General features: G+C 64.0%; 18 protein-coding genes. 10 read left to right on the top strand and 8 right to left on the bottom strand.

Going from position 1 to position 20,974, the window contains the following annotated elements:
- Positions 1–66 precede the first annotated feature (66 nt).
- Together bufB and BN69_RS03605 are read left to right on the top strand one after the other, a co-directional pair.
- Positions 67–912, top strand: coding sequence for an MNIO family bufferin maturase (bufB, locus tag BN69_RS03610; RefSeq protein WP_014890192.1), 846 nt, complete (start codon positions 67–69; stop codon positions 910–912).
- Entirely contained in the window at positions 909–1,748 is an 840-nt protein-coding gene (locus BN69_RS03605; protein WP_014890191.1) for an HvfC/BufC N-terminal domain-containing protein, read from the top strand. Before bufB ends, BN69_RS03605 begins: the two co-directional genes overlap by 4 nt.
- Here BN69_RS03605 and fae read toward each other — a convergent pair.
- Positions 1,718–2,260 carry a formaldehyde-activating enzyme gene (fae, locus tag BN69_RS03600; protein WP_014890190.1) on the bottom strand — a complete coding sequence of 181 codons (543 nt, stop codon included), beginning with the start codon at positions 2,258–2,260 and terminating at the stop codon, positions 1,718–1,720. The two genes, BN69_RS03605 and fae, sit on opposite strands and share 31 nt — an antisense overlap.
- A 73-nt stretch (positions 2,261–2,333) precedes the next feature.
- Between fae and BN69_RS03595 the strand changes: the two genes are divergently transcribed.
- On the top strand, positions 2,334–2,939 hold the full coding sequence (locus tag BN69_RS03595) for a hypothetical protein (RefSeq protein WP_148277018.1): 606 nt from the start codon (positions 2,334–2,336) through the stop codon (positions 2,937–2,939).
- 28 nt (positions 2,940–2,967) lie between these two features.
- On the opposite strand, the gene BN69_RS03590 is transcribed toward BN69_RS03595, so the two are convergent.
- From BN69_RS03590 to BN69_RS03575, 4 genes are read right to left on the bottom strand one after another with little or no spacing between them, the layout of a single operon-like run.
- Positions 2,968–4,032 carry a quinone-dependent dihydroorotate dehydrogenase gene (locus BN69_RS03590; RefSeq protein WP_014890189.1) on the bottom strand — a complete coding sequence of 355 codons (1,065 nt, stop codon included), beginning with the start codon at positions 4,030–4,032 and terminating at the stop codon, positions 2,968–2,970.
- Positions 4,029–4,373, bottom strand: coding sequence for a DUF952 domain-containing protein (locus BN69_RS03585; protein WP_014890188.1), 345 nt, complete (start codon positions 4,371–4,373; stop codon positions 4,029–4,031). Before BN69_RS03585 ends, BN69_RS03590 begins: the two co-directional genes overlap by 4 nt.
- 32 nt (positions 4,374–4,405) lie before the next feature.
- On the bottom strand, positions 4,406–6,634 hold the full coding sequence (gene mdoH / locus BN69_RS03580; protein ID WP_041926783.1) for a glucans biosynthesis glucosyltransferase MdoH: 2,229 nt from the start codon (positions 6,632–6,634) through the stop codon (positions 4,406–4,408).
- Positions 6,622–8,166 (bottom strand): OpgD/OpgG family glucan biosynthesis protein, encoded by a 1,545-nt coding sequence (locus BN69_RS03575; RefSeq protein ID WP_014890186.1) that lies wholly within the window; start codon positions 8,164–8,166, stop codon positions 6,622–6,624. The genes mdoH and BN69_RS03575 overlap by 13 nt, the downstream gene beginning before the upstream one ends.
- 249 nt (positions 8,167–8,415) lie before the next feature.
- Here BN69_RS03575 and glmU point away from each other — a divergent pair, with 249 nt between their 5' ends.
- Together glmU and glmS are read left to right on the top strand one after the other, a co-directional pair.
- Complete coding sequence (gene glmU / locus BN69_RS03570; RefSeq protein WP_041927135.1) at positions 8,416–9,777, top strand: bifunctional UDP-N-acetylglucosamine diphosphorylase/glucosamine-1-phosphate N-acetyltransferase GlmU; 1,362 nt, start codon at positions 8,416–8,418, stop codon at positions 9,775–9,777.
- A 96-nt stretch (positions 9,778–9,873) separates the two neighbouring features.
- Complete coding sequence (glmS, locus tag BN69_RS03565) at positions 9,874–11,703, top strand: glutamine--fructose-6-phosphate transaminase (isomerizing) (RefSeq protein ID WP_041927134.1); 1,830 nt, start codon at positions 9,874–9,876, stop codon at positions 11,701–11,703.
- A gap of 5 nt (positions 11,704–11,708) precedes the next feature.
- Here the strand turns inward: glmS and BN69_RS03560 are convergent, their stop codons facing one another.
- Positions 11,709–13,208, bottom strand: a complete 1,500-nt coding sequence (locus BN69_RS03560; RefSeq protein WP_014890183.1) for an NAD(P)-binding protein — start codon at positions 13,206–13,208, stop codon at positions 11,709–11,711.
- A gap of 203 nt (positions 13,209–13,411) precedes the next feature.
- Between BN69_RS03560 and BN69_RS03555 the strand changes: the two genes are divergently transcribed.
- A complete protein-coding gene (locus tag BN69_RS03555; protein ID WP_014890182.1) occupies positions 13,412–14,236 on the top strand; it encodes an ABC transporter permease in 825 nt (274 codons plus the stop codon).
- On the top strand, positions 14,226–14,987 hold the full coding sequence (locus BN69_RS03550) for an ABC transporter ATP-binding protein (RefSeq protein ID WP_014890181.1): 762 nt from the start codon (positions 14,226–14,228) through the stop codon (positions 14,985–14,987). The genes BN69_RS03555 and BN69_RS03550 overlap by 11 nt, the downstream gene beginning before the upstream one ends.
- On the opposite strand, the gene BN69_RS03545 is transcribed toward BN69_RS03550, so the two are convergent.
- On the bottom strand, positions 14,966–16,132 hold the full coding sequence (locus BN69_RS03545; protein WP_014890180.1) for an LptF/LptG family permease: 1,167 nt from the start codon (positions 16,130–16,132) through the stop codon (positions 14,966–14,968). The two genes, BN69_RS03550 and BN69_RS03545, sit on opposite strands and share 22 nt — an antisense overlap.
- A 104-nt stretch (positions 16,133–16,236) precedes the next feature.
- On the bottom strand, positions 16,237–17,130 hold the full coding sequence (locus BN69_RS03540; protein ID WP_051013378.1) for a hypothetical protein: 894 nt from the start codon (positions 17,128–17,130) through the stop codon (positions 16,237–16,239).
- 170 nt (positions 17,131–17,300) lie between these two features.
- Here BN69_RS03540 and BN69_RS03535 point away from each other — a divergent pair, with 170 nt between their 5' ends.
- The 3 genes from BN69_RS03535 to BN69_RS03525 all read left to right on the top strand — a co-directional run bounded on the left by BN69_RS03535 (position 17,301) and on the right by BN69_RS03525 (position 20,892).
- A complete protein-coding gene (locus tag BN69_RS03535) occupies positions 17,301–18,578 on the top strand; it encodes a glycosyltransferase (RefSeq protein ID WP_014890178.1) in 1,278 nt (425 codons plus the stop codon).
- Between the two features lie 104 nt (positions 18,579–18,682).
- The gene (locus BN69_RS03530; RefSeq protein WP_014890177.1) at positions 18,683–19,960 is read left to right on the top strand and encodes a glycosyltransferase; all 1,278 of its coding nucleotides are present in this window, start codon (positions 18,683–18,685) and stop codon (positions 19,958–19,960) included.
- 158 nt (positions 19,961–20,118) lie between these two features.
- A complete protein-coding gene (locus tag BN69_RS03525) occupies positions 20,119–20,892 on the top strand; it encodes an outer membrane protein (RefSeq protein ID WP_014890176.1) in 774 nt (257 codons plus the stop codon).
- Positions 20,893–20,974: the final 82 nt, after the last annotated feature.

Below are 20,974 nucleotides of genomic sequence, written 5' to 3'. Positions count from 1 at the left end.
ATGGCCGTCCCCCGCCTCGCTGATGCGGCTCCGGCACGAGCGGCGATGCCTGAGAGGGAACACGTCATGGAAAAGCCCCCGCCGCTTGGCTACGGCTTGGGCCTGCGGCCGATCTATTATGAAGAGATCCTGTCGTCGCGCCCGCCGATCGACTGGTTCGAAATTATTTCTGAAAATTATATGCTCGCCGGCGGCCGGCCGCTGGCGATGTTGGAACGGATACGCGCCGATTATCCCGTCGTCATGCATGGCGTCTCGATGTCGCTCGCGTCGACCGACCCGCTCAACTTCGACTATTTGCGGCAGTTGAAGGCGCTCGCCGAACGCGTCCAGCCGGCATGGGTGTCAGATCACGTCGCCTGGACAGGCGTTCATGGCGTGACGCTCCACGATCTGCTGCCCATTCCCTACACGCGCGAATCGCTCGCGCATGTCGTCGAGCGCATCCAGCGCGTGCAGGACTTTCTCAAGCGCCGGCTGGTCGTTGAAAACGCCTCGACCTACGTGTCCTTCGTCGATTCCGAGATGAGCGAACACGAGTTCGTTCGCGAAATGGCCGAGCGCGCCGACTGCCTGTTGCTGCTCGACGTCAACAATGTTTTCGTGTCGAGCTTCAACCACGGCTTCGATCCGGTCGCTTTCATCGATGGCGTTCCGGCCGAGCGCGTCGTGCAATTTCACATGGCGGGCCACACCGATCACGAGACGCATCGCGTGGACACACACGATCAGCCGGTCTGTGATGAGGTCTGGGCGCTCTATGAGCACGCGCGACGTCGCTGCGGCGACGTCTCCGCCATGATCGAGCGCGACGACAATTATCCGCCGCTGGCGGAGCTTCTCGACGAACTCCAGAATATGCGCGATATCGACGCCCGCGTCTTAAAAGAGCGAGCGCTCAGCGCGGCATGAAGCTCGCCGATTTTCAGTCTCTGTTTCAGCAGCGCGTGCTGGCCGGCTCAGGAGAGGCCGACAAGCCTCTCCTGAAGAAATTGCGGCCCTCGCCGCGCGGCGCCACGCCGGAAACGCTGCTGGACGTCTATCAGACGGGCTACCGCATACGTCTGGCGGACTTTGTCTCGCAGGATCACCCGGGGCTGCGCGCGATTCTTGGCGACGAGGCGTTTGACGCGCTGGTCGACGATTACATCGACCAATGTCCGTCGCGCGATCCGAACGCCCGCTGGTTTACGACCGGACTGCCGGACTTCATGCGCGAGAATGCGCGCTGGCGCGACGATGCCGCGGCCGTGTCCATGGCGCTGTTTGAGCGCGCCATGGTCGACGCCTTCGACTCCGCTGACGAAACGCCGTTGACGGTGCAGGCGCTGGCGGGTTTTGCGCCCGACGACTGGGCGCGGCTCGCCTTCGACTTCGACCCAAGTCTCACGCTGCTCGAACTCGTCGCCGGCACGGTCGAGGCCTATGGCGCGGCGATCAGCGAGGAGGCGCCGGCGAACGTCGATAAGCCCGCGGCGGGCGATCGCATCGAATATGCCGCCGTATGGCGAGTCGACTATGAATCCGCCTATCGCCAGCTCGAGCCCGACGAATATGTCGCGCTTTCCGAAGCGTGCGCCGGCCACGCCTTCGGCGACATCTGTCAGATGACCGCCTTTCAGCAGGCGGGCGAGATTGCGCCAGAACGCCTGGCGCAATCGCTATCGAGCTGGTTCGAGGACGGCATGATCATCGGCGTGCGCGTGCGCGAGGACGATCAGTCTTCGAATACGCCCTCAAGCGCGTAATGCTGGACGCTCTTGCGGTTGGCGATGAGTTCGTCGGCCGTCGGCTCGCCCTTCATGGCGCGAGAGATCGCGAGCTTCGTCGCTTCGTAATTGGTGCGATAAAGATCTTTCTTGTCGAGCTCCGTATGCGTCGCGCAACGCGGATCGAGCCAGACCATGATGATCATGCAGAGTTCGTTGAGCTGATCCTTGGGGAGAATCCCCTCGGCGACGCAGTCGACGATGGCGTCGCCGGTCGCCGCTTGCACCACGCCGCCGAGAAGCTCGACGTAATCTTCCGATTTGACCGTCATTTTGGTGGTCATCATCGTCGCCGGACGCACCTGCTGGTTAAGGTCGCGGATGACGAACATGCGCGGATGGCCGGCGACCTGACCCGCCATGCTGGCGAAGGCGTGCCCGACCGGTCCCTTGACGTTGCCGATCATCACTTCCGGCATGGCGTCGGTGTATTGTCCGTCCGCGGCCAGAACCGTCGCTTCGCCCGTCGCCAGCCAGATATGCTCGGTCATTTTCCATCCCCTGCAATGTAGTGGCTGGGAAATAGCATTGAGGCGGGAAGCGGGGAAGAGGTGTTTTCCGTGAGTGATCTACTCACTAGACGGATTAGCGTATAAGTCCAACGACCTCGATCTGCGCGGACACTTCGTATCAATGATGTTTCACCTCAAGCGCCTTTTGGCATTGCCTTACGCGAGCCCTCTTCTGGCGGTCGTCGCATTGATTGCAGCAGGTGCTGTAAGTTCCATCTTTCCCGGCCCTCTTGGCGCCCTTGCGCTGCTGATCGTTGTAATGACCGTCGGGTATCTTGCCCTTCGTTGGTTGGTACGGATTGCGATCGCTCTATTTAACGGGCGCTGGGGCATAGCGAAAAAGAATGCCTTGAGTTTGGTAATCGTTCTTTTCCTTTTCCTGCCGGCGCTCGGTTCAGGAGATTACGCGCACCTATTTTTGTTTTACCCCCGTTATGCCTATGTCATTCACTCAAATCGTGACACTCCTCCTCGCAGATTAAAGTTCGACTGGGGAGACGCGGCGTTGTTCGTTACCGATGGCTATCACGGGAGGATTCTCGTCTATGATGAAAGCGATGCGATCGACGCCTACGTTGAAAGTCTAGGGAGCCACGCCAGCGCGAGACATATGATCGGCCATTTCTACCTAGTTTACGAAGACTTCTATGCCCAATAGGCCGAGAGTCTTCAGATCGGCTTTTCTTTCAGACGCTGCGTCCAACGTCTTCCGCCTTTCGACCAGTCATCTGCCTTAGCGTCGCTTTTTCCTTCGCCAGTCCGTCAAGCAGTCCGCGCTTGATGTGCGCGACCAGCGCTGGCCCCTCATAGACAAGCGCGGAATAGAGCTGCACGAGCGTCGCGCCGGCTTCGATCTTGGCGAGCGCCGCTTCCGCGCTCTCGACGCCGCCGACGCCAATGAGCGGGAACTGTCCTTCCACGCGCAAAAATGTTTGCGCGAGCATGCGCGTCGAAAGATCGAACAGCGGCGCGCCGGAAAGGCCGCCGCTCTCCTTCGCTAAAGGCGAGCGCAGCGTCGCAGGCCGCGAAATCGTCGTATTCGAAACGATCATGCCGTCGATGCGCTTGTCGCGCGCGACGCGCACGACGCCGTCGAGCTGCGCAAGAGAAAGATCGGGCGCGATTTTCAGGAGCATCGGGCGCCGGATGGGCGCGGCGTCGCGCGCTTCGATGGCGCGCGCGAGGAGATCGGAGAGCGCTTCCGGCTCCTGCAGATCGCGCAGGCCCGGCGTATTCGGCGAACTTACATTGATCGTGAAATAGCTCGCGACGTCGGCGAAGGCATGCGCGCCAGCGACGTAGTCCGCCACGCGATCAGCCGCGTCCTTGTTGGCGCCGATATTGACGCCGACGATTCCTCGCCGCGCGCGCTTTGACAGGCGCGCCAGCGCCGGCGCATGGCCCTCATTGTTGAAGCCGTAGCGATTGATGACGGCGCGATCCTCGACAAGGCGAAAGGCGCGGGGACGCGGATTGCCGGGCTGCGCGCGCGGCGTCAGCGTGCCGACTTCGACGAAGCCGAATCCAAAGCCGAGCATGGCGTCGGCGACTTCCGCATTCTTGTCGAAGCCTGCCGCGAGCCCGATCGGATTGGGAAAGTCGAGACCGAAGGCGTGGACCGCGAGACGCGGATCATTCCCCGGCGGCGCACGAGCAGGCAGCAGTTTCAGCGCGGCGATCGTCGCATGATGCGCCGTTTCGGCGTCGAGCAGTCGCAAAAGCGGCGCTGCGATCGCGAAGGCGTCCGTCATTTCAGGACGGCGGAAAAATCGTGCCGGCCGTTCGCGCCCAAGAGCAGCGGATGGACGCGCGCAACCGACTCGAGAGGAAGCGGCGCATAGAGATGCGGAAAGAGCGCGCCGCCGCGCGAAACCTCCCATCTGAGCGCGTCGCCGAGGGCGGCCGCGTCCACCGCGACGAGCAGCAGTTCGGTATGGCCGGCGAAATATTTCGCCGCTGTTTCCTCGACCTGATCCGCGGCCGAAAGATGAATGAAGCCGTCGGCGAGGTCGACCGCCGCGCCGCTAAAGACGCCCGCCGCTTCCGCCGCGCGCCACTCGGATTGCGAAACGATTTTGTAGACATGAGTCACGAGCCGATCAGCCTTGTCTCACGCCCGGCGGGTCACTCCGCGGCGCGCGGGGTTCTCTGCGTAGCGACCGCCAGCGCGGCGCGGCGCGGCAGGCGCGCGATCATGCCGATGAGCGCGCGGTCGGAGAGCGCCACAAGCCGTTCGCCGCGATTCAGCCAATTGACCGCATCCTCGATCGTCTCGGCGTCGGCGATTTTCGTTTCGGCCAAGGCGCGGTCCGCGCTGATCTGCCCGCGCTGCCTCGGCCGTCGCGTCGGCAGCCAACTTTCGTGCAGCGCGCGCAATTCCGGATCGGCGTGGATGGCGAGCAGACCGTTGACGTCATCTTCGCCGGCGCGCGCCAGCGCTTTCGAGAGCGCCTTGCCGCGCTTGGCGATCGGCGGCGTCGTGGTTTCTTCGGGAGTCGTCAGCACGCCGGCGCGACGAAACATCAGGCCGAGCCAACGCTGACTGGTCGCCCACGAGATAAGAATCGCGAGCACGAGGCCGGCGATCGTCGGCGACATCCAGGCGACAAGCGAGGGCGAAATCATGAAGCCTGCGATGAGGCTTAAGAGGCCTAGCGCTACGTGCCATATGTGGCGCCGGACGATATCGGTAAACGGCACCGAGCCGTCGTCGCGCCGCTGCGGATCCCAGCCGGTGTCGAAACCGAAGACGATGTGCAGCACGTGGCCGGTCTGAATCAGCATCATGATCGGCGCGAGCAGGGCGGACAGCACGACTTCGAAAAGGGTCGAGATCAGCAGCATGATCACACCGCCGGAGCCCTTGCGCGTCTCCGGCTCAAAGATGGCGACGATCAGACCCAACATCTTGGGGGCGAGCAGAATGCCCATCGTCAGTCCGAAGAGTTCGAGCGACCGTTCGGCGTCGAACCGCGGGAAGGTCGGAAAGAGCGCAAATTCGCCGGTAAAATATTCCGGCCGGAAATAGCTCGCCTGGAAGACGATGACGATGCCGATGAGAAGTTGCAGCAGCCAGAGCGGCGAGGTCAGATAGCCGAAGATGCCGGTGAGAAAATGCTGCCGCGACGCCCAATGGAAGCCTTTGCCCGACAAGACGCGCGCATGCTGCAGATTTCCCTGACACCAGCGGCGATCGCGAATCGACAAATCGATCAGGGACGGCGGGCTTTCTTCATAGGAGCCGCCGAGCGTCGGCGTCATGTAGACCGCATATCCGGCGCGGCGGATAAGCGCGGCTTCGACGAAGTCATGGCTCAGGATATGGCCGCCCCAGGGCGGGCGGCCGCGCAGGTCGGGCAGGCCGCAATAGCGGGCGAAGGCTTCGGTGCGAATGATCGCGTTGTGACCCCAATAATTGCCGTCGCGGCCCATCCAGGCCGTGAGGCCCATCGCGATGACGGGGCCATAGATGCGCGCGGCGAATTGCTGCACCCGGGCGAACAGCGTGTTGCGGTTGATGATCAGCGGAAGCGTCTGGATGATGCCGCTGTCGGGGTCGGCCTCCATGGCGGCGGCGAGCTGGACGATGGTCGGCCCGCTCATCAGGCTGTCGGCGTCGAGCACCACCATATGCTTATAGGCGCCGCCCCAGCGTGAGACGAAATCTTCAATATTGCCCGCCTTGCGTCCGGTGTTCTTTTCACGCCGGCGGTAGAAGATTCGCGCCTGTGGGCCGAGCCGGCGGCGAATGCCGATGAAGGCGCGCTCTTCGGCGACCCAGATGTCGGGATTGGTGGTGTCGGAGAGGAAGAACCAATCGAAATGCGCGCCAAGGCCGGTCGCTTGCACGTCTTCGTAGATCGTCTGCAAGGCGGCGAAGACCCGGCTCGGCGCCTCGTTATAGATCGGCATCACGACGGCGGTGGTCTCGGCGAGCGCCGTCGGCAGCGTGGGGCGCCGGCGCTGGCGCATCAGCAGGGCGAAGCCAACGACGCAGCTCGTGAAGGACAGCGCGATCCAGGAGAAGTTCAGCACGAACAACCCCAGCAGCGCCCACTTCAAGGTCGTCACCCCGCCGACGTCGACGACCTTATACATTTCGTGAGCGCCATAGGCGGTCAGCGCAAGGCCGCCGCCAAAGGTGACAATCCTCGCAAGCCACGGGGTGCGCCACAGCCAGGGCGCTTCGGCTTTGCGCCGCTGCCGCTTGTCGAATTTAAAAAGGTTTTGCGCCGGCATCGACAGCCGGCTCTCGATCGGAGTCGGCGGGGCGGCGGCGGGATCGGCGCTGCCGGTCCGCCATTCCATCGCCCGCGGCGGATCGTCTGAAGGAGCGAGGGTCACGACGTCCATCGATAAAGCCAGGTTTCGCTGATCGGTCGCTCGTCGGACTGCAGAACGAGCCGAAGCTCGCAGTAGTTCTCGCCGGCGGGGTCTACGTCGAAGGCGACGCGGCAGGACTTTGCCGACGGATTCAAATAGGTTCGAATATTCGTCGCCAATCCCGGAGAGGTCGTCAACGCCGCTTTCAGCTGCGTTGTGCGTTGAGGGTCGGCCAACACGTCGCCGGAAAACACGACAATAAAACGGCGGAGCTTGGCGCCGGGCGCCCGGCCCGAGCGCGCGTTCATGGCGATCGCCAGCGGCGGCCGCGTCGGCGGCTCCCAGCACCAGAACTGCCGATAGGCGAAGGACGCCTCCTTGCCGGCGACGAGAGCGGTCTTGGGCCGCCAATAGGCGACGATATTGGCGTTGATTTCGGATTCCGAGGGTATTTCGACGAGCTGCAGAGCGCCTTCGCCCCATTCGCCGAGCGGTTCGACCCATAGCGAGGGACGGCGCTCCCAGTGCTGCTGGTCGTCCTCATAGTCGTCGATGTCGCGCTGCCGGATCAGCGAGCCAAAGCCCCGCGGACCGTCGTCGACAAAAGAGGAGAACTGCAGGATCTCGCGGTTCGACACGGGTCGCCAGAGCCATTCGCCCTGGCCGCTGAGCATCTGAATGCCGTTGATGTCGGCGACCATCGGCCGCCAATCGTCGACCCTGGGGCGGTCGAGCGGCGTAAAGAGCGAAGCTCCGGCAAAGCCGGCGATTCCCAAATGATCGACCGCCGTCCGCGGATAGAGCGTCAACTCCGTGTCGATGAGCGTCGCTTCGCCGGGCCGCAGCGTGAAGCGATAGACGCCGGCGACGCTGGGCGAATCGAGCAGCGCATGGATGACGAGGGCGTTGTCGCCGAGCGCGGGCTTCTCGATCCAGAAACTGCGGAAGGCCGGGAATTCCTCGCCCCGCGGATCGGCTGTTCGAATGGAAAGGCCGCGCGCCGTGACGCCCAGATTCTGCCCGCGGGCGACGGCCCGATAGAAGCTCGCCCCCTGGAAGATGGCGAGCTCCGCTTCGGCGCCGCCATTTTGGGCGTGAAGCACCCGAAAGCCCGAAAAGCTGAGGTCGTGAAGCGTCTCCGGGACGTTGAGCGCGCCATAGTCGAATCGGCTCGCCTCATACGGCAGTCGCGCGGCGGCGGCGTTCTCGACGACGTAGATATCCACAGCGGCCGCAAAAATATGGCCGCGGTGAAGCGGCTCGATGCTGAAACCCGTGTTGTCGTGACGCCAAATCGCCGAATCGGGCTTCGTCTTGATCCCGACGAATTGTTCGTAGGAGAGATTGGCGAAGGGTTCCGGCAGGTCGGTTCGCGGCGGCGTATAAGGCTTCGCGGCCAGCGCGCGGGCAAGTTCGACGACCATGTCGCGCGAGAATGGCGCAGACTTGTGAACGGTCGGGGGAGCGACTTGACTGGCCATCCCCGCGCTTGACGGCTGCGGAACGATTCCCGCCGCGATAGCGCCCAAACCCGCTTTCAAAACATCTCGACGTTCAAACATGAGCTACCGAAGGAGGCCGATCCGCGCGGTCCATGAACGGGTGATTGAGCCTTTTTGCGGCGCTCGGCAGGCGACAGCCCCTCTATACAAGAAAGCTAAGGAGACAACATGGTTTTCTTGGCGGTTTTTGAGGACTGCGCGCGAAAGCCGCGGCGGCTTGCGCTCCGCCGCTCGAATCTGCCAGAACCGCGGCCTGAGCGGCGTCGCTGCGCCGGCTCCTTTCGCCAACGTCTAGCCTTTGGGCGCCCGATGCCGAAATCCAGAAGCGCGCTCGCGATTGTCCTTGCCGCCGGCGAAGGCACGCGGATGAAATCCAACCGGCCGAAGGCGCTGCACGAGGTCGCCGGCCGCTCCATGCTCGCCAATGTGCTGTCGAGCGCCGCGACGGCGGGCGTCGGCCGCGTCGCGGTGATCGTCGGCCCCGGATGCGACGACGTCGGCGCTGAAGCGCGCCGCTCGATCGCCGACGCAGACATCTTCGTGCAGAGCGAAAGGCTCGGCACCGCGCACGCCGTTCTCGCCGCGCGCGCCGCCATCGCGGAAGGATGCGACGACCTGCTGGTGCTCTTCGCCGATACGCCGCTGGTGACGGCGCCGACGATCGGCGCCTTGCGCGCCGCCCTAGCCGGTGGCGCCGCGGTCGCCGTTCTGGGGTTTCAGGCAACCAACCCCTTCGGCTACGGACGGCTGCTGCGCGACGACTCGGGGCGTCTCGTCGCCATCCGCGAGGAAAAAGACGCCACCGATGAAGAACGCGCGGTCACGCTCTGCAACGGCGGTCTGATGGCGATCGACGGCGGAGAGGCGCTGCGCCTGCTGGAAAAGATCGACAATAAAAACGCCAAGGGCGAATTCTATCTTACCGACGTGGTCGAGTTCGCGCGCGCCGACGGACGCGAAATGACAGTCGTCATCGCCGACGAAACCGAAGTTCTCGGCGTCAACGACCGTATCCAGCTCGCGCAGGCTGAGGCCCTCGCGCAGACGCGTCTGCGCCGCGCCGCAATGGCCGCGGGCGCGACGATGACCGCGCCGGAGACGGTTTTTCTCTCCGCCGACACCGTGATCGGCCGCGACGTGACGATCGAGCCGCATGTCGTCATCGGCCCCGGCGTTGAAATCGCCGACGGCGCGGTGATCCACGCCTTCTCGCATCTTGAAGGCGCGCGCGTCGGCGCGCGCGCGAGCGTCGGTCCCTTCGCGCGACTGCGGCCGGGCGCGGCGCTCGCCGAGAAAGCCAAGGTCGGGAATTTCGTCGAGATCAAGAACGCCAATGTCGCGCCGGGCGCCAAGGTCAATCACCTGTCCTACATCGGCGACGCCGACATCGGCGCCAACGCCAATATCGGCGCAGGAACCATTACCTGCAATTACGACGGCTTCCTCAAATATCGCACGACGATCGGCGAAAACGCCTTCATCGGCTCAAACTCGTCGCTCGTCGCGCCGGTGACCATCGGGCAGGGGGCCTATGTCGGCTCCGGCTCCGTCGTCACCAAGGATGTTGCGCCCGACGCGCTCGCGGTGGCCCGCGGCCGGCAGATGGAAAAGGCGGGCTGGGCGGTCTCGTTCCGTCTGGCGCAGGCGGCGAAAAAGGCGGAAAGAAAATAATAATGGCGCCGTTAAGCACGCGCATCATCATTTGACGACATTTTTCGTCCATCCGCCTGTGGCGGCGCTCTTGCTATTATGCTTTTGGAGGTCGTCATGTGCGGCATTGTGGGAATCATCGGCACGGCTCCGGTCGCCGGGAAAATCGTCGACGCGCTCAAGCGCCTAGAATATCGGGGCTATGATTCGGCCGGGATCGCCACTCTGGAGAACGGGCGGCTCACCCGTTTGCGGGCGAGCGGCAAGCTCAGGAACCTCGAAGAAAAGCTCGCGGCCGCGCCGCTCTCCGGCGCCATCGGCATCGGCCACACGCGCTGGGCGACCCATGGCCGCCCGACCGAGAACAACGCCCATCCGCACGCCAACGACCGTGTCGCGGTGGTTCATAATGGCATCATCGAAAATTTCCGCGAGCTGCGCGCCGAACTGACGGCGAAAGGCCATATCTTTTCGAGCGAGACCGACTCCGAGGCCGTCGCCCATCTTGTCGCCGACGCGCTGGGCGATGGCGCGACGCCGGAACAAGCCGTCGCGTCGGCGTTAAAGCGCCTGAAGGGCGCCTTTGCGCTCGTCTTTCTCTTTGAGGGCGAAAACGATCTTCTGATCGGCGCGCGGCGCGGGTCGCCGCTCGCCGTCGGCTGGAGCGACGAAGGCGCCTATCTCGGCTCCGACGCTCTCGCGCTCGCCCCATTCGCGACGTCCATCGCCTATCTCGACGAGGGCGACTGGGTGACGCTGACGCGCGACGCCGCGCGCTTCCATGACGCGAGCGACGCTCTCGTCGAGCGGCGCTTTCAACCGCTGACGGCCGGATCCTTCCTGGTCGACAAGGGCAACTACCGCCATTTCATGGCCAAGGAAATCCACGAGCAGCCGGAGGTCGTCGGCCGCACGCTGGCGCATTATCTCGATCTGGCCGAGGGCGTCGTGCGCCTGCCGTTCGACCTCACATTCGATCCGCGGACGCTCTCGCGGGTGACCATTTCGGCGTGCGGCACGGCCTATTACGCCGGTCTCGTGGCGCGTTATTGGCTGGAGCGCTTCGCCGCCCTTTCAGTCGAAATCGACATCGCTTCGGAATTTCGCTACCGCGAAGCGCCGCTGCCCGAGAACGGCTTGACGATTCTGGTCTCGCAGTCCGGCGAAACCGCCGATACGCTCGCCGCGCTGCGCTACGCCCGCGAACAGGGCCAGCACATTCTCTCGATCGTCAATGTCGAGACCTCGACGATCGCGCGCGAGAGCGACACGGTGGCGCAGACATTGGCGGGACCCGAGATCGGGGTCGCCTCGACCAAGGCCTTCACCTGTCAGCTCGCGGTTTTCGCCTGTCTTGCGCTGGCGCTGGGCCGCGCGCGCGGCGTGCTGAGCAAGGAGCGCGAACGTGAACTGGTCGCCGAGCTCGTCGCCACGCCGGGGCAGATGGCGCAGGCGCTCGCGCGCGAGGCGCAGATCGAACCCGTGGCACGCGACGTGGCGCGGGCCTCAAGCGTGCTCTACCTCGGCCGTGGACCGGCCTTTCCTCTGGCGCTGGAAGGCGCGCTGAAGCTCAAGGAACTCTCCTATATCCACGCGGAGGGCTACGCGGCGGGAGAACTGAAACATGGGCCGATCGCGCTCATCGACTTCGCCATGCCGGTGATCGTGCTGGCGCCCCCGGACGCAAGCCTGGAAAAAACCGTCTCAAATCTCCAGGAAGTCGCTGCGCGCGGCGGGCACCTGATTCTGATCGGTTCGCCGCACGCCCGGGACGCCGCGGCCGCCGAGCTCGCCGGTTTCGTCGAAATGCCGGAAAGCGTCGCGGGCCCCTTCGCGGTCCTCGTCTACGCCGTTCCGGCGCAGCTCCTCGCCTATCACGTCGCGACCTTCATGGGCAAAGACGTGGATCAGCCGCGCAATCTCGCCAAGAGCGTCACGGTGGAATAGGGCGCTCAGCCCTTCGTGATGATCTCGACGGCGTTCTGCGCCTCGACCAGGGCGCTCTCGACCGCCGGCATGCCCTGACCGTCCGAATGGGCGAGCAGAACGTTGCCGAAGCGTTTTGGCAAGGCGCGCATCGTCGCGACGATCCCCGGCGCGGCGATGAGGTGATGGTGGCCCCAGCGCGTCAGCCGCACCTCGGCGAGCCGCGCCGTGCCGAACGTCTCCGGCATGAAACGTCGCAGTTCGTCGACGATCGGCGCGGCGAAGGCGGCGCGTTCGCCCGCGAGCAGGCGGGCGCGACCCGCGCGAGGGTCTCGAAACGGCGCATAGACGGTCAGGACGCTGTGATCCTTGGGCCGCTCGGCGTCCGGCAGCACAGCGGTCGCGCTGATCGCGTCGCTGAAGCTCTGGGCGCCCAGGGCCCAGCTGTCATAGGGCAGCGCCGCCGGCGGTCCCTCGAAACAGCAGTTGGCGACGAGATAGCTGCCCTGCCGCAGCCCGGTCATTTGCGCCGTCGCGGCGGGATCGACGCCGCGCAGAATGCGGCCTGCGAAAAAATAGGGCGCGGCGACCACCGCCCAGCGCGCCTCGAGGCAGCGGGGCGCTTCTGGATGTCGCGCATCGAACCAGCCGACGCGGGCGTAGCCGCCTTCCGCCGGCTCGATCGCGTAAACCGCGGCGCTCGAGACGATGCGTCCCTCGCCGGCGCGTGCGAGGCGCGCCGCCAAGGCGCGGGCGATCGCCGCGTTGCCTCCCGGGAAGGCGTAGATCGGCGCGTTGATCTCCGAAAGAAAATTGACGCCCGCATAGGCGGATATTTCGGCCGTGGGCGCGCCGAGCGCCGAGAGGCTGTAGGCGTCGAGCAGGCCGAAGAGTTCGGCGTCGACATGCTCGCGCCGCAAGAATTCCTGCAGGGAGAGCTGGTCCAGCGCAAGCGCAGGCGCCGACGCTTCCCCGATCGGAATCTTGGGAAAGTCCGGGCTCCCGCCGAGGCGGCGCAAAAGCGCCTTTAGCCGCTCATAGCCGCCGCGCCATTCCCGCTCCCGGGGATCTCCCGCGCCGGCCGCCCCTGACAGCGCTCTGTCGACCGGTTCGCTGACGGGGTGCGGCGCGAGGCCCAGCGTCTCGTAAAGCGCAATGAAAGGATGAGATATGTCAACGATATAGGCCGATCCCAGCGCATATTCGACATCGCGCCAACGCTCGGATTTGGCGACGCCGCCAGGCTCCGCCTCGCGCTCTAGGACGAGCACGTCGCGCTCCCGTAGCAGCGCCGCGACGGCGAGGCCGGCCAGACCGCCGCCAATCACCGCGACGTCGACGCGCCGCTCAGGAGCCGGAAGCGGAGCGCGCCAGAGCCCGTCGCGGATCGCGTGCATGGGCGCGAAACTGTCGCCCGTCCATTCGCCCAGCCGATAGGGCGGCTCTTGCGCCGCTTCCACGCTCGGCAGGATCAACTGGGTCGCCAGGGCGCCCAGTCCCGCGATCGTCGCGCGACGCGTCACCATTGGCCGCTTCTCAAGACAATGAGTTCGATGATGCATGCCGTACCACGGAGGGTGAGCGTCGCCATTGACAGGGGGCGGGCTGAACTGGTCTATGCGGGCGGCGCCGCGTCAGGCGCGATAGCTTCGATCGGCGCACGATCCTGTCGAGGGACGTCTCGCGCTGTTCGAGACCAAGTTCTGAACCCGAAAGGACGCGCCGACACTTGCTCGCCTCGATCCCTCCTGTCTATGTCGCGCCCTTCGAACGGGCTTGGCGCAACCGGGAGCTTATCCGCGCCGTCGTGCGGCGCGAGTTCATTTCCCGATTTCGCGGCTCGGCGCTTGGACCGCTCTGGGCGGTGCTTTCGCCGCTCTTCATGCTGCTCACCTATACCGCGTTGTTCTCGATCACGGTTCCGCAGCTTTCCGCCGGCGTGAGCGTCACCGACTATGCAAGCTCGATTTTCATCGGGCTTATTGTCTTCAATCTATTTAGCGAACTCGCCTATCGGGCGCCAATGCTGTTGCACGAGCATGTCAACTTCGTGAAGAAGTCGATTTTCCCCAGCGAAACCATCGCCTGGACGGCGACGATCCGGGCGTTCACCTACGGTGGAGTGGGCTTCGCCGTCTACATCGTCTTTCGGTTGCTGACGGCGGGAACGATTCCCTTAACGATCGTGCTGACGCCCTTCCTGATCGCGCCCTTTTTTCTCTTTACCATCGGCATCGTGTGGTTTCTGATGGCGCTCGGGGCGTTCACGCGCGACGTCGCCCATATCATGGCCTCTGTCGTGCCGGTGCTCATGTTCGCGACGCCGATCTTCTATCGCCTGGACCAGATCGCCGCCATGTCCGGATCGGTCGCATGGTGGCTGCGTCTCAACATCGTCGGCGATTACATCGAGATGTTGCGCGGCCTTGCGCTCGATGGAACAATTCCAAACGTCTTCGGCTATTTCGCGCTTGTCGCGATCTCCTATGCGGTGTTCCTTGGCGGCTATCAGTTTTTCATGCGCTACAAATCGGTCATCGTCGATGTCATCTGAGCCCACTATCCGCTGCGCGGGCGTCGGCAAGGCTTTCCAGCTCTATGCGCATCAGAACGATCAGCTCAAGCAGATCCTGTTTGGCCTATGGAAGAAATTCTATAAGGACAAATGGGTTCTGCATGACGTCAATTTCACGGTTGAGAGAGGCGAGCGCGTCGGCATCGTGGGACGCAACGGCGCCGGCAAGACAACGCTGCTGCAAATTCTGTGCGGCATCACCCAGCCAACGAAGGGCGATTTCAGGGTCGGCGGCCGCATCGCGCCGATTTTGGCGCTCGGCTCGGGCTTCGACGGCCTGCTGACGGGACGCGAAAACGCCCGCATCGGCGCGGCGATCCTGGGGCTGTCGCGCAAGGAGGTCGACGCCTGCATCGAGGACATCGCCGCCTTCGCCGACATCGGGCCATTTTTTGAGCAGCCGATGCGCACCTATTCGATGGGCATGATCGCGCGAGTGGCTTTCGCGATCTGCGCCTACGCCAACGCCGACGTGCTCATCGTCGATGAAGCGCTTTCGGTCGGCGACGAAATATTTCAGCGCAAGTGCGAGAAATACATCGCCGAATTCGCCAAAACCGGCACCATTCTGATGGTGTCGCACGATCTCAACTTTCTCGCCTCTTTGTGCAACCGCGTGCTCTGGCTGGAGGACGGCGTCGTGCGCGAGATTGGCGATCCGGAGAAGGTGGTCGCCGACTACCGTAAGGCGATGCGCGCCGAAGAAACTCAGGCGAGCGGCGCCGCGTAGGCGTCCCGCCCGGATGCCGCGCGTTGGCCGCGAAGGCGCTTGGGCTTTGGGCTGCGGTTGAGCCGGGCGAGGAGCCAAACCGAAACGCCGACTTCGGCGAGGGCGAGCGCGGCGAGCAGCAAGACGAACAGCCCATTGATGCGCAGGAGCGATTCAAGCGCGACGAGAAAGCCGATGTGCACGGCTGGAACCGCAATCGTGGTGAGGCCTCCCGCCGCGCCGCGCCGGCCGGTGATGTTCCCGAATGTCAGGACGAGCGCCATGGCGAGCAGCGTATGGGCAAAGGCGAGCGCCGGCACGCCGAAGCGCTTCGCCGCCTCGGCCGTCCACTCTCCAAGCTGGCGCGGATCGCCCCGCGCCGCAGCATAATTGGCGAGAAAGGCGCCGGCCGACAATTCATAGACGCCGCGCCAGCCCCGGTCGGGCAGCGATGCGCTGCCCTGCATCGGCAGCGCCATGGCGTATTCATCGAAATTGGCGATGCGCACGTCGCCTGTCGTCAATGAGCGGGTCTGGATGCTGCCGTTGGAGAGCGCGACGATGACGCCTGATTCATTGCGTCGAAATTCGGCGCGCGCCGCGGTCACCGTCTCCTCCTGCATCTTTTCGACCGAAAGCTGGCGAACGAACAGATTGACCGCAAGGTCGGGCGTCTCCCAGCGCTCGATGTAGAGCGTCTTCACGCCATTGTCGAAGGTGTAGAAATGCGCCGCGTCGAGCATGCGGTGGTTGAGCGAATTGCGCACGACATTGAGCACATCCTGCATGCCGCTCGAATAATAGGGCGCCGCGAAATTGGCGAGCAGATAGCCGAGGACGACGACGCCGGCCGCCAAGACCAGCGCGGGGCGGCAGATGGCCCAGACGGAAAGGCGCAGCGCGTAGAGAACGGCGATCATGCCCTCGCTCGCCATGCGGCCGAATTCGAGCGCGGTGGCGACGCCAACCGCCATCGGCAGCGTCACATAGGCCACCGTCGGCGTCACCCCGATCAAAGCGGGAATGACAAGGCCGCCGCGCACGGCGGCCGGCGGCAGTTGGTACAGCAGATAGGACAGGACGACCGGAATGGAGAGCGCGAACTGGACGATGAGCACGCCGAATCCGATGCGCTTCAACAGATAGCGGAACAACAGGCGCGGCATGGCGGGGGCTCCGCGCTATCGCTCGGCGTCGCGCCGAGCGGCAAAGCAAATTCGCGTCGCGCCGCTTGAGCGGAAGAGCCGCGCGCGATGCGGGACGCCGCGCGTCATCGCTTGAACCTCGCCCAGGCGGCCTGCGAATAGTGCGTCCACGCCTCGTCGAACACGCCATGCTTCGGCAGCGCCGTCGCGCCGGCCCAATGCGCGAAATAGATCTCCTTGCCTTCATAGTCGACGGGCTTGCCGTTCTTAAATTCGACGCCTGGCGCCTTGTAGAAGCTTTCGTGGGAGGCGCCCGCGATGACGTTTGGCAAAAGCTCGATTTTCAGGCCCCGGCGGTGCGTGACGAAATTGACGAGCGGCTGAGCGAAGAGCTGGCCGCGCTTGCGCACGTCATGGAAAATGGCGGCGTCGTCGCGGATCGTCTCGATGAAATCGGACAGCTTCAGATATTGGTTCGACGTGATCCAGAAGCCGTCGTTGAAGAGGAGCGCGTCCTTGAGAAACGGATAGTGGTCGCGTCTGTCGTTATAGACATATTCGAAGCTGGGCGAGGCGACGATGAACTCCGTCTTGCCCTTGTCCAGACGGCCGAACAGCGGCGTGAAGTCGCGAAACAGAATCACGTCCACGTCGACATAGGCCACTTCATCAAGCGGCAGCGCGAGCGCCTGCAGCTTTCGCAGCCGACGACGATTGGCGTTGAAGATGCCGGGATAAAGTTCATGCGAGAGCTTGTCGATTTCGGTCGGCTCCTCGCCGACGTAATGCGCCCCGTAAATGTCCGCGGCGCGGCGCGTCATGCTGACATTGTCGTCATAGGGAATGAGATAAAGCGGCAGCGCGGAATTCGTGTCCCGGTAGCTTTCGAGAAAAGGGAGCAGCCAGTCGATGATCTTGTCATTGCCGACGATCGCGACGCCGTATCGCTTGGCGGGGGCGGGGCTGGGCGCCGAGGCGCCCTCGGGCGATAAGACTGGATTTGGAATGCGAAGCCTCATATAGGGGATGTATTTGAAAATGGCGGCCAAAAGCAAGGGGCGGCTCGGCATTCAGGGAAGATGCGGGTCGGAACGCCTCAATGTGAAACAGCAGCGAGTCGGCGCGCCTGAGAGGCCGAGCGCGCGATTTTCGTAAGCTATTTGAGAACGATCGACCATGTTGCAGCACAATGTCTGATGCGATGGGCCACACTTCGTCATCCGCGGCGCGGCGGGCGGAGACCGCCGTTCCGCAGGCGCGGCCTTTCGCCGGCAAAACCGTCGCCGTTGTTCATGCCGCCTGGCACAGCTGCGGCAGTTATCAGGTGAACGTCAGTCAGATCGCCGCCTATAAGGCGCTTGGCGCGCGCGTCGTGTCTGTCGCGATGATGGACGATCTCGCGCGCCGTCCGCCGCGCGGCGGGCGCTGGACGACCTATCTTGAGGCGTCGCACGACATCGGCGCCGATCGCCGCTTTTATTCGGGCGCGCCGTTCTCCGCTTTGGCGTCGCGGCTGCTCGTCGATGGCTGGTGGCGACTGATCCACGGCGATCAGGCGTCGTGGCTCATCGAACTCGCAAAGCGCGCGCCCTTGCCCGAAGGATTCGAGAGCGAGTCGATCGACTTCATTCACGCCAATCATTATTTCACGCTGCCCTTCACGGAAAGGCTGATGCGCGGCCGTAAGGTTCCTGTCGTTCTGGAGACGCAGGACATTCAGGCGCGCCAATATGTGTTGCGCAACAAGGGCGGGTTCTTCATTTCGCCCCATGCGACTTACGACGACATGCTCGAGGTCGAACTCTCGTGGATGCGCCGCGCCGATCTTTGCGCGCATCTCAACGAGGAGGAGCATCGCGATTTTCAAAAGCTGCTGCCGGAGTTGCGACATGCGCTCATCTATCCGGCGGTGGCGTCGGCGCCCTTGGCGCGCGGACGCGACATCATCATCGTGGCGAGCGACAATTACGCCAATTACATGAGCCTTCGCTGGTTCTTGCAGGAGGTCACGCCCTTTGCGGGCGGCGCCTGCGTCGCGATCTACGGGAATATCGACGGCGGCGTGAAGAGACGCGACGCGGCGCTCTATGAATCGCATCGCGCCTTGTTCAAAGGCCGCGTCGACGACATCGGCGCGGTTTACGCCAACGCCGGCTGCGTGCTGCTCCCGACCGTCGAGGGCCACGGCCTGTCGATCAAGGCGGTCGAGGCGCTATCCTGCGGCGCGCCCCTCGTCGCGACGCCGCTGGCGTTCCGCGGCATGCAGGTCAATCCCGCCAAATTGGGAAATGTCGCTCTCGCCGAAAACGCCAGGCAGTTTGCGTCGTTATGGCGCGACGCTCAGGCGCGGGCGGCGAGCGGAGAATCCGCCGAGCCGGAGCGGAGCGACACGCGCCGCCTGTATGAAAACGCGTTCAGCCCCGAAGCTTATGCGCATGCTTTGGCGATGGCCGCCGCCACGCTCTGAAAACTTGCGCCGAACGCGCCGTTGCGAACAGTTCCGCGCAAAGGCGATTGTCGGAACAGTTGAACTCTGCTTAGGCTGCGGCTCGCGCCAGCTGGAGGAACGGGTTGAGCGTTGCATCAAGTGATTGCTTGGCCTGCGCGCAGCGTCCGCTTCTTGGCCGGCGCGTCGCGCTGATCCACCCGGCTTGGCACTCCTGCGGCACCTATCGCGTCGTCCTTGGCCAGATCGCCGCCTATCGCGCGCTGGGGGCCGAAGTTTTTCCGATCGCGGTCAGTTCCGATCCGGGCTTCATTCCGGGCCGGAGCTGGCTTTGGAAATCTTTCAACCAGGCGACTCCGGAACTTGACGGCGGCGCGCGCTATTACGGCGGCGCGCCGTTCCACGCGATGCTCTCGCCTCGTTTTTTGCGTCATGTGCTGTGGCCCTATCTCCATGGCGATCAGGCGGTGGTGCGTCTCGCCATGGCGGAGCGCGCGCGGCTGTCGCGCGCGATCGAGGGCGCGACGTTCGATCTCGTCCACTGCAATCATTTTTTTCTGATGCCGATTGCGCGCCGTCTCGCGCGCAGCGGCGCGCCGATCCTGCTCGACACGCATGATCTGCAGGCGCGGCAATTCGCGCTGATCAACGAAACAATGCCGTGGCTGTCCCCGCGCGTCTCCTACGAATCGATGCTGGCGCAGGAGCTTGAGGCGATGCGCGGCGCGGATCTGCTGCTGCATCTCAATGCGCAGGAGGCGGAAGACTTTCGCGCTCTGGTTCCCGAGAAGGCGCATGTGCTGCTCTATCCGGCAACGCCTGAGGCGCCGACCGGCCCTGGCGGTCCCGACATCATTCTTGTCGCGAGCAACAACACCGCCAATGTCGAAAGCGTCGTCTGGTTTTTGCGCGAAGTCGCGCCGAAAGCGCCCGGCGTCGCCGTGAAGATCGTCGGCAACGTCGACGCCGGGGTGCGTTCAAAGGCGCCGGAGCAATACGCCGCCTACGAGGACTGGTTTCTGGGCCGGGTCGAAGATCCCGGCGCCGCCTACGCGAACGCCCGCCTTGCGCTGCTTCCGACGATCAGCGGAACGGGACTCTCGATCAAAGCGGTCGAAGCGCTGTCGAGCGGACTGCCGCTGATCGCCACCAGGCAGGCGATGCGCGGGATGGATGAGGAAGCGTTGCGCCTTCCTGGCGTCGTCATCGTCGATTCGGCTCAAGAATTCGCCGACGCGCTGCGCCGGGCGGCCGCCGGCGCGCTATTGGACGAAGCGGGGCGGCGCGGCAGCCCGGCGCGCCGCTATTACGAGTCGCGGTTTTCGCTTGCGGCCTATAAGGCGAGCCTCGGCATCCTCGCAGCGGCGCTGATCAGCGCCGGATCAGGGGGTAGATTCCAGTAAAATCATCATGTTGCGCGAGGGTGTGTCCCATCGGCAACGGCGCCGGAAAAACGCCGTTGCATGCCTTCGCGGTAATTACGTCTTAGGTTTGATGATGATACTTTGCATTCGAAACTGCCGTTCGTCCCAGGCGGGCGAGCTTATTGGAGGCGCCTCGAATGACTTTCAAAACCTGTATTGTTGGCGCCTTCGCGTCGGTGCTGGCGGCGAGCGCCGTCTCGGCGGCTGACCTGCCGATTTACAAGGCTCCGCCGCCGCCGCCGCGGCCGGTCTTCAGCTGGGAAGGCTTCCACATCGGCATCAGCGGCTCTTACGCCGGCGGCGTCTCCAGCCAATATTCGCAGACCTATGTGCTGTCGCCCGGACCCTTGCTGGCGATTCCGACGTCCAGTTCGGTCGGCACGAGCGGATATTTGGTTGGTTACCAGAACGGCTACAACTGGGTGTTCGCCAACGGTCTCGTCGCTGGCTATGAAAGCGAATTCAACTACGCCGACGTTCGCCCGACAAATACGGGAGTCTATTACGGAGGCGCCAACGCCGGCAGCCGTCTGCAGTGGTTTGGCATGGAGCGCCTGCGTTTCGGCTACGCCTACGGCCGGTTTCTGCCCTACATCACTGGCGGCCTGGCCTATGGCAAGGTGCGTCCCTATGGTCAGCAGTGGGGCGGAATTTTCCCCACCAACCAGTCCGTGTGGCAGGGAGGTTTCGCCATCGGCGCCGGCATCGAATACGCCGTCCTCGATAATTGGACCATCAAGGCGGAGTATATCTTCACCCGCATGAAGGGAGCGACCAGCGCGAATGTCGTCTATCCCTTCTACCGCACCGCCAGCGGCAATTACCTGGATACGAACATCGCCCGTATCGGCGTCAACTACCAGGTCAAGAACATCGGCGCGCTGATCGGCATGCCTGAACTCGGCCTCTGATCGACCGTCCTCCCCGACGTCGACGAAGCCCGGCCTCTTGGCCGGGCTTTTTTTGTTTGCGCTCCGATGCGATATTCTCGTG

The organism is Methylocystis sp. SC2, assembly GCF_000304315.1.
Taxonomy (GTDB): Bacteria; Pseudomonadota; Alphaproteobacteria; order Rhizobiales; family Beijerinckiaceae; genus Methylocystis.
This window is presented reverse-complemented; position numbering and strand designations above follow the sequence as displayed.

What these genes read in the sequence shown, in the direction of transcription:
- BN69_RS03535 (WP_014890178.1), top strand. Translation starts at nt 17,301, where the DNA reads ATGTCTGATGCGATGGGCCACACTTCGTCATCCGCGGCGCGGCGGGCG.
- BN69_RS03550 (WP_014890181.1), top strand. Translation starts at nt 14,226, where the DNA reads ATGTCATCTGAGCCCACTATCCGCTGCGCGGGCGTCGGCAAGGCTTTC.
- glmS (WP_041927134.1), top strand. Translation starts at nt 9,874, where the DNA reads ATGTGCGGCATTGTGGGAATCATCGGCACGGCTCCGGTCGCCGGGAAA.
- bufB (WP_014890192.1), top strand. Translation starts at nt 67, where the DNA reads ATGGAAAAGCCCCCGCCGCTTGGCTACGGCTTGGGCCTGCGGCCGATC.
- BN69_RS03545 (WP_014890180.1), bottom strand. Translation starts at nt 16,132, where the DNA reads ATGCCGCGCCTGTTGTTCCGCTATCTGTTGAAGCGCATCGGATTCGGC.
- glmU (WP_041927135.1), top strand. Translation starts at nt 8,416, where the DNA reads ATGCCGAAATCCAGAAGCGCGCTCGCGATTGTCCTTGCCGCCGGCGAA.
- fae (WP_014890190.1), bottom strand. Translation starts at nt 2,260, where the DNA reads ATGACCGAGCATATCTGGCTGGCGACGGGCGAAGCGACGGTTCTGGCC.
- mdoH (WP_041926783.1), bottom strand. Translation starts at nt 6,634, where the DNA reads ATGGACGTCGTGACCCTCGCTCCTTCAGACGATCCGCCGCGGGCGATG.
- BN69_RS03575 (WP_014890186.1), bottom strand. Translation starts at nt 8,166, where the DNA reads ATGTTTGAACGTCGAGATGTTTTGAAAGCGGGTTTGGGCGCTATCGCG.
- BN69_RS03540 (WP_051013378.1), bottom strand. Translation starts at nt 17,130, where the DNA reads ATGAGGCTTCGCATTCCAAATCCAGTCTTATCGCCCGAGGGCGCCTCG.
- BN69_RS03605 (WP_014890191.1), top strand. Translation starts at nt 909, where the DNA reads ATGAAGCTCGCCGATTTTCAGTCTCTGTTTCAGCAGCGCGTGCTGGCC.
- BN69_RS03525 (WP_014890176.1), top strand. Translation starts at nt 20,119, where the DNA reads ATGACTTTCAAAACCTGTATTGTTGGCGCCTTCGCGTCGGTGCTGGCG.
- BN69_RS03590 (WP_014890189.1), bottom strand. Translation starts at nt 4,032, where the DNA reads ATGACGGACGCCTTCGCGATCGCAGCGCCGCTTTTGCGACTGCTCGAC.
- BN69_RS03560 (WP_014890183.1), bottom strand. Translation starts at nt 13,208, where the DNA reads ATGGTGACGCGTCGCGCGACGATCGCGGGACTGGGCGCCCTGGCGACC.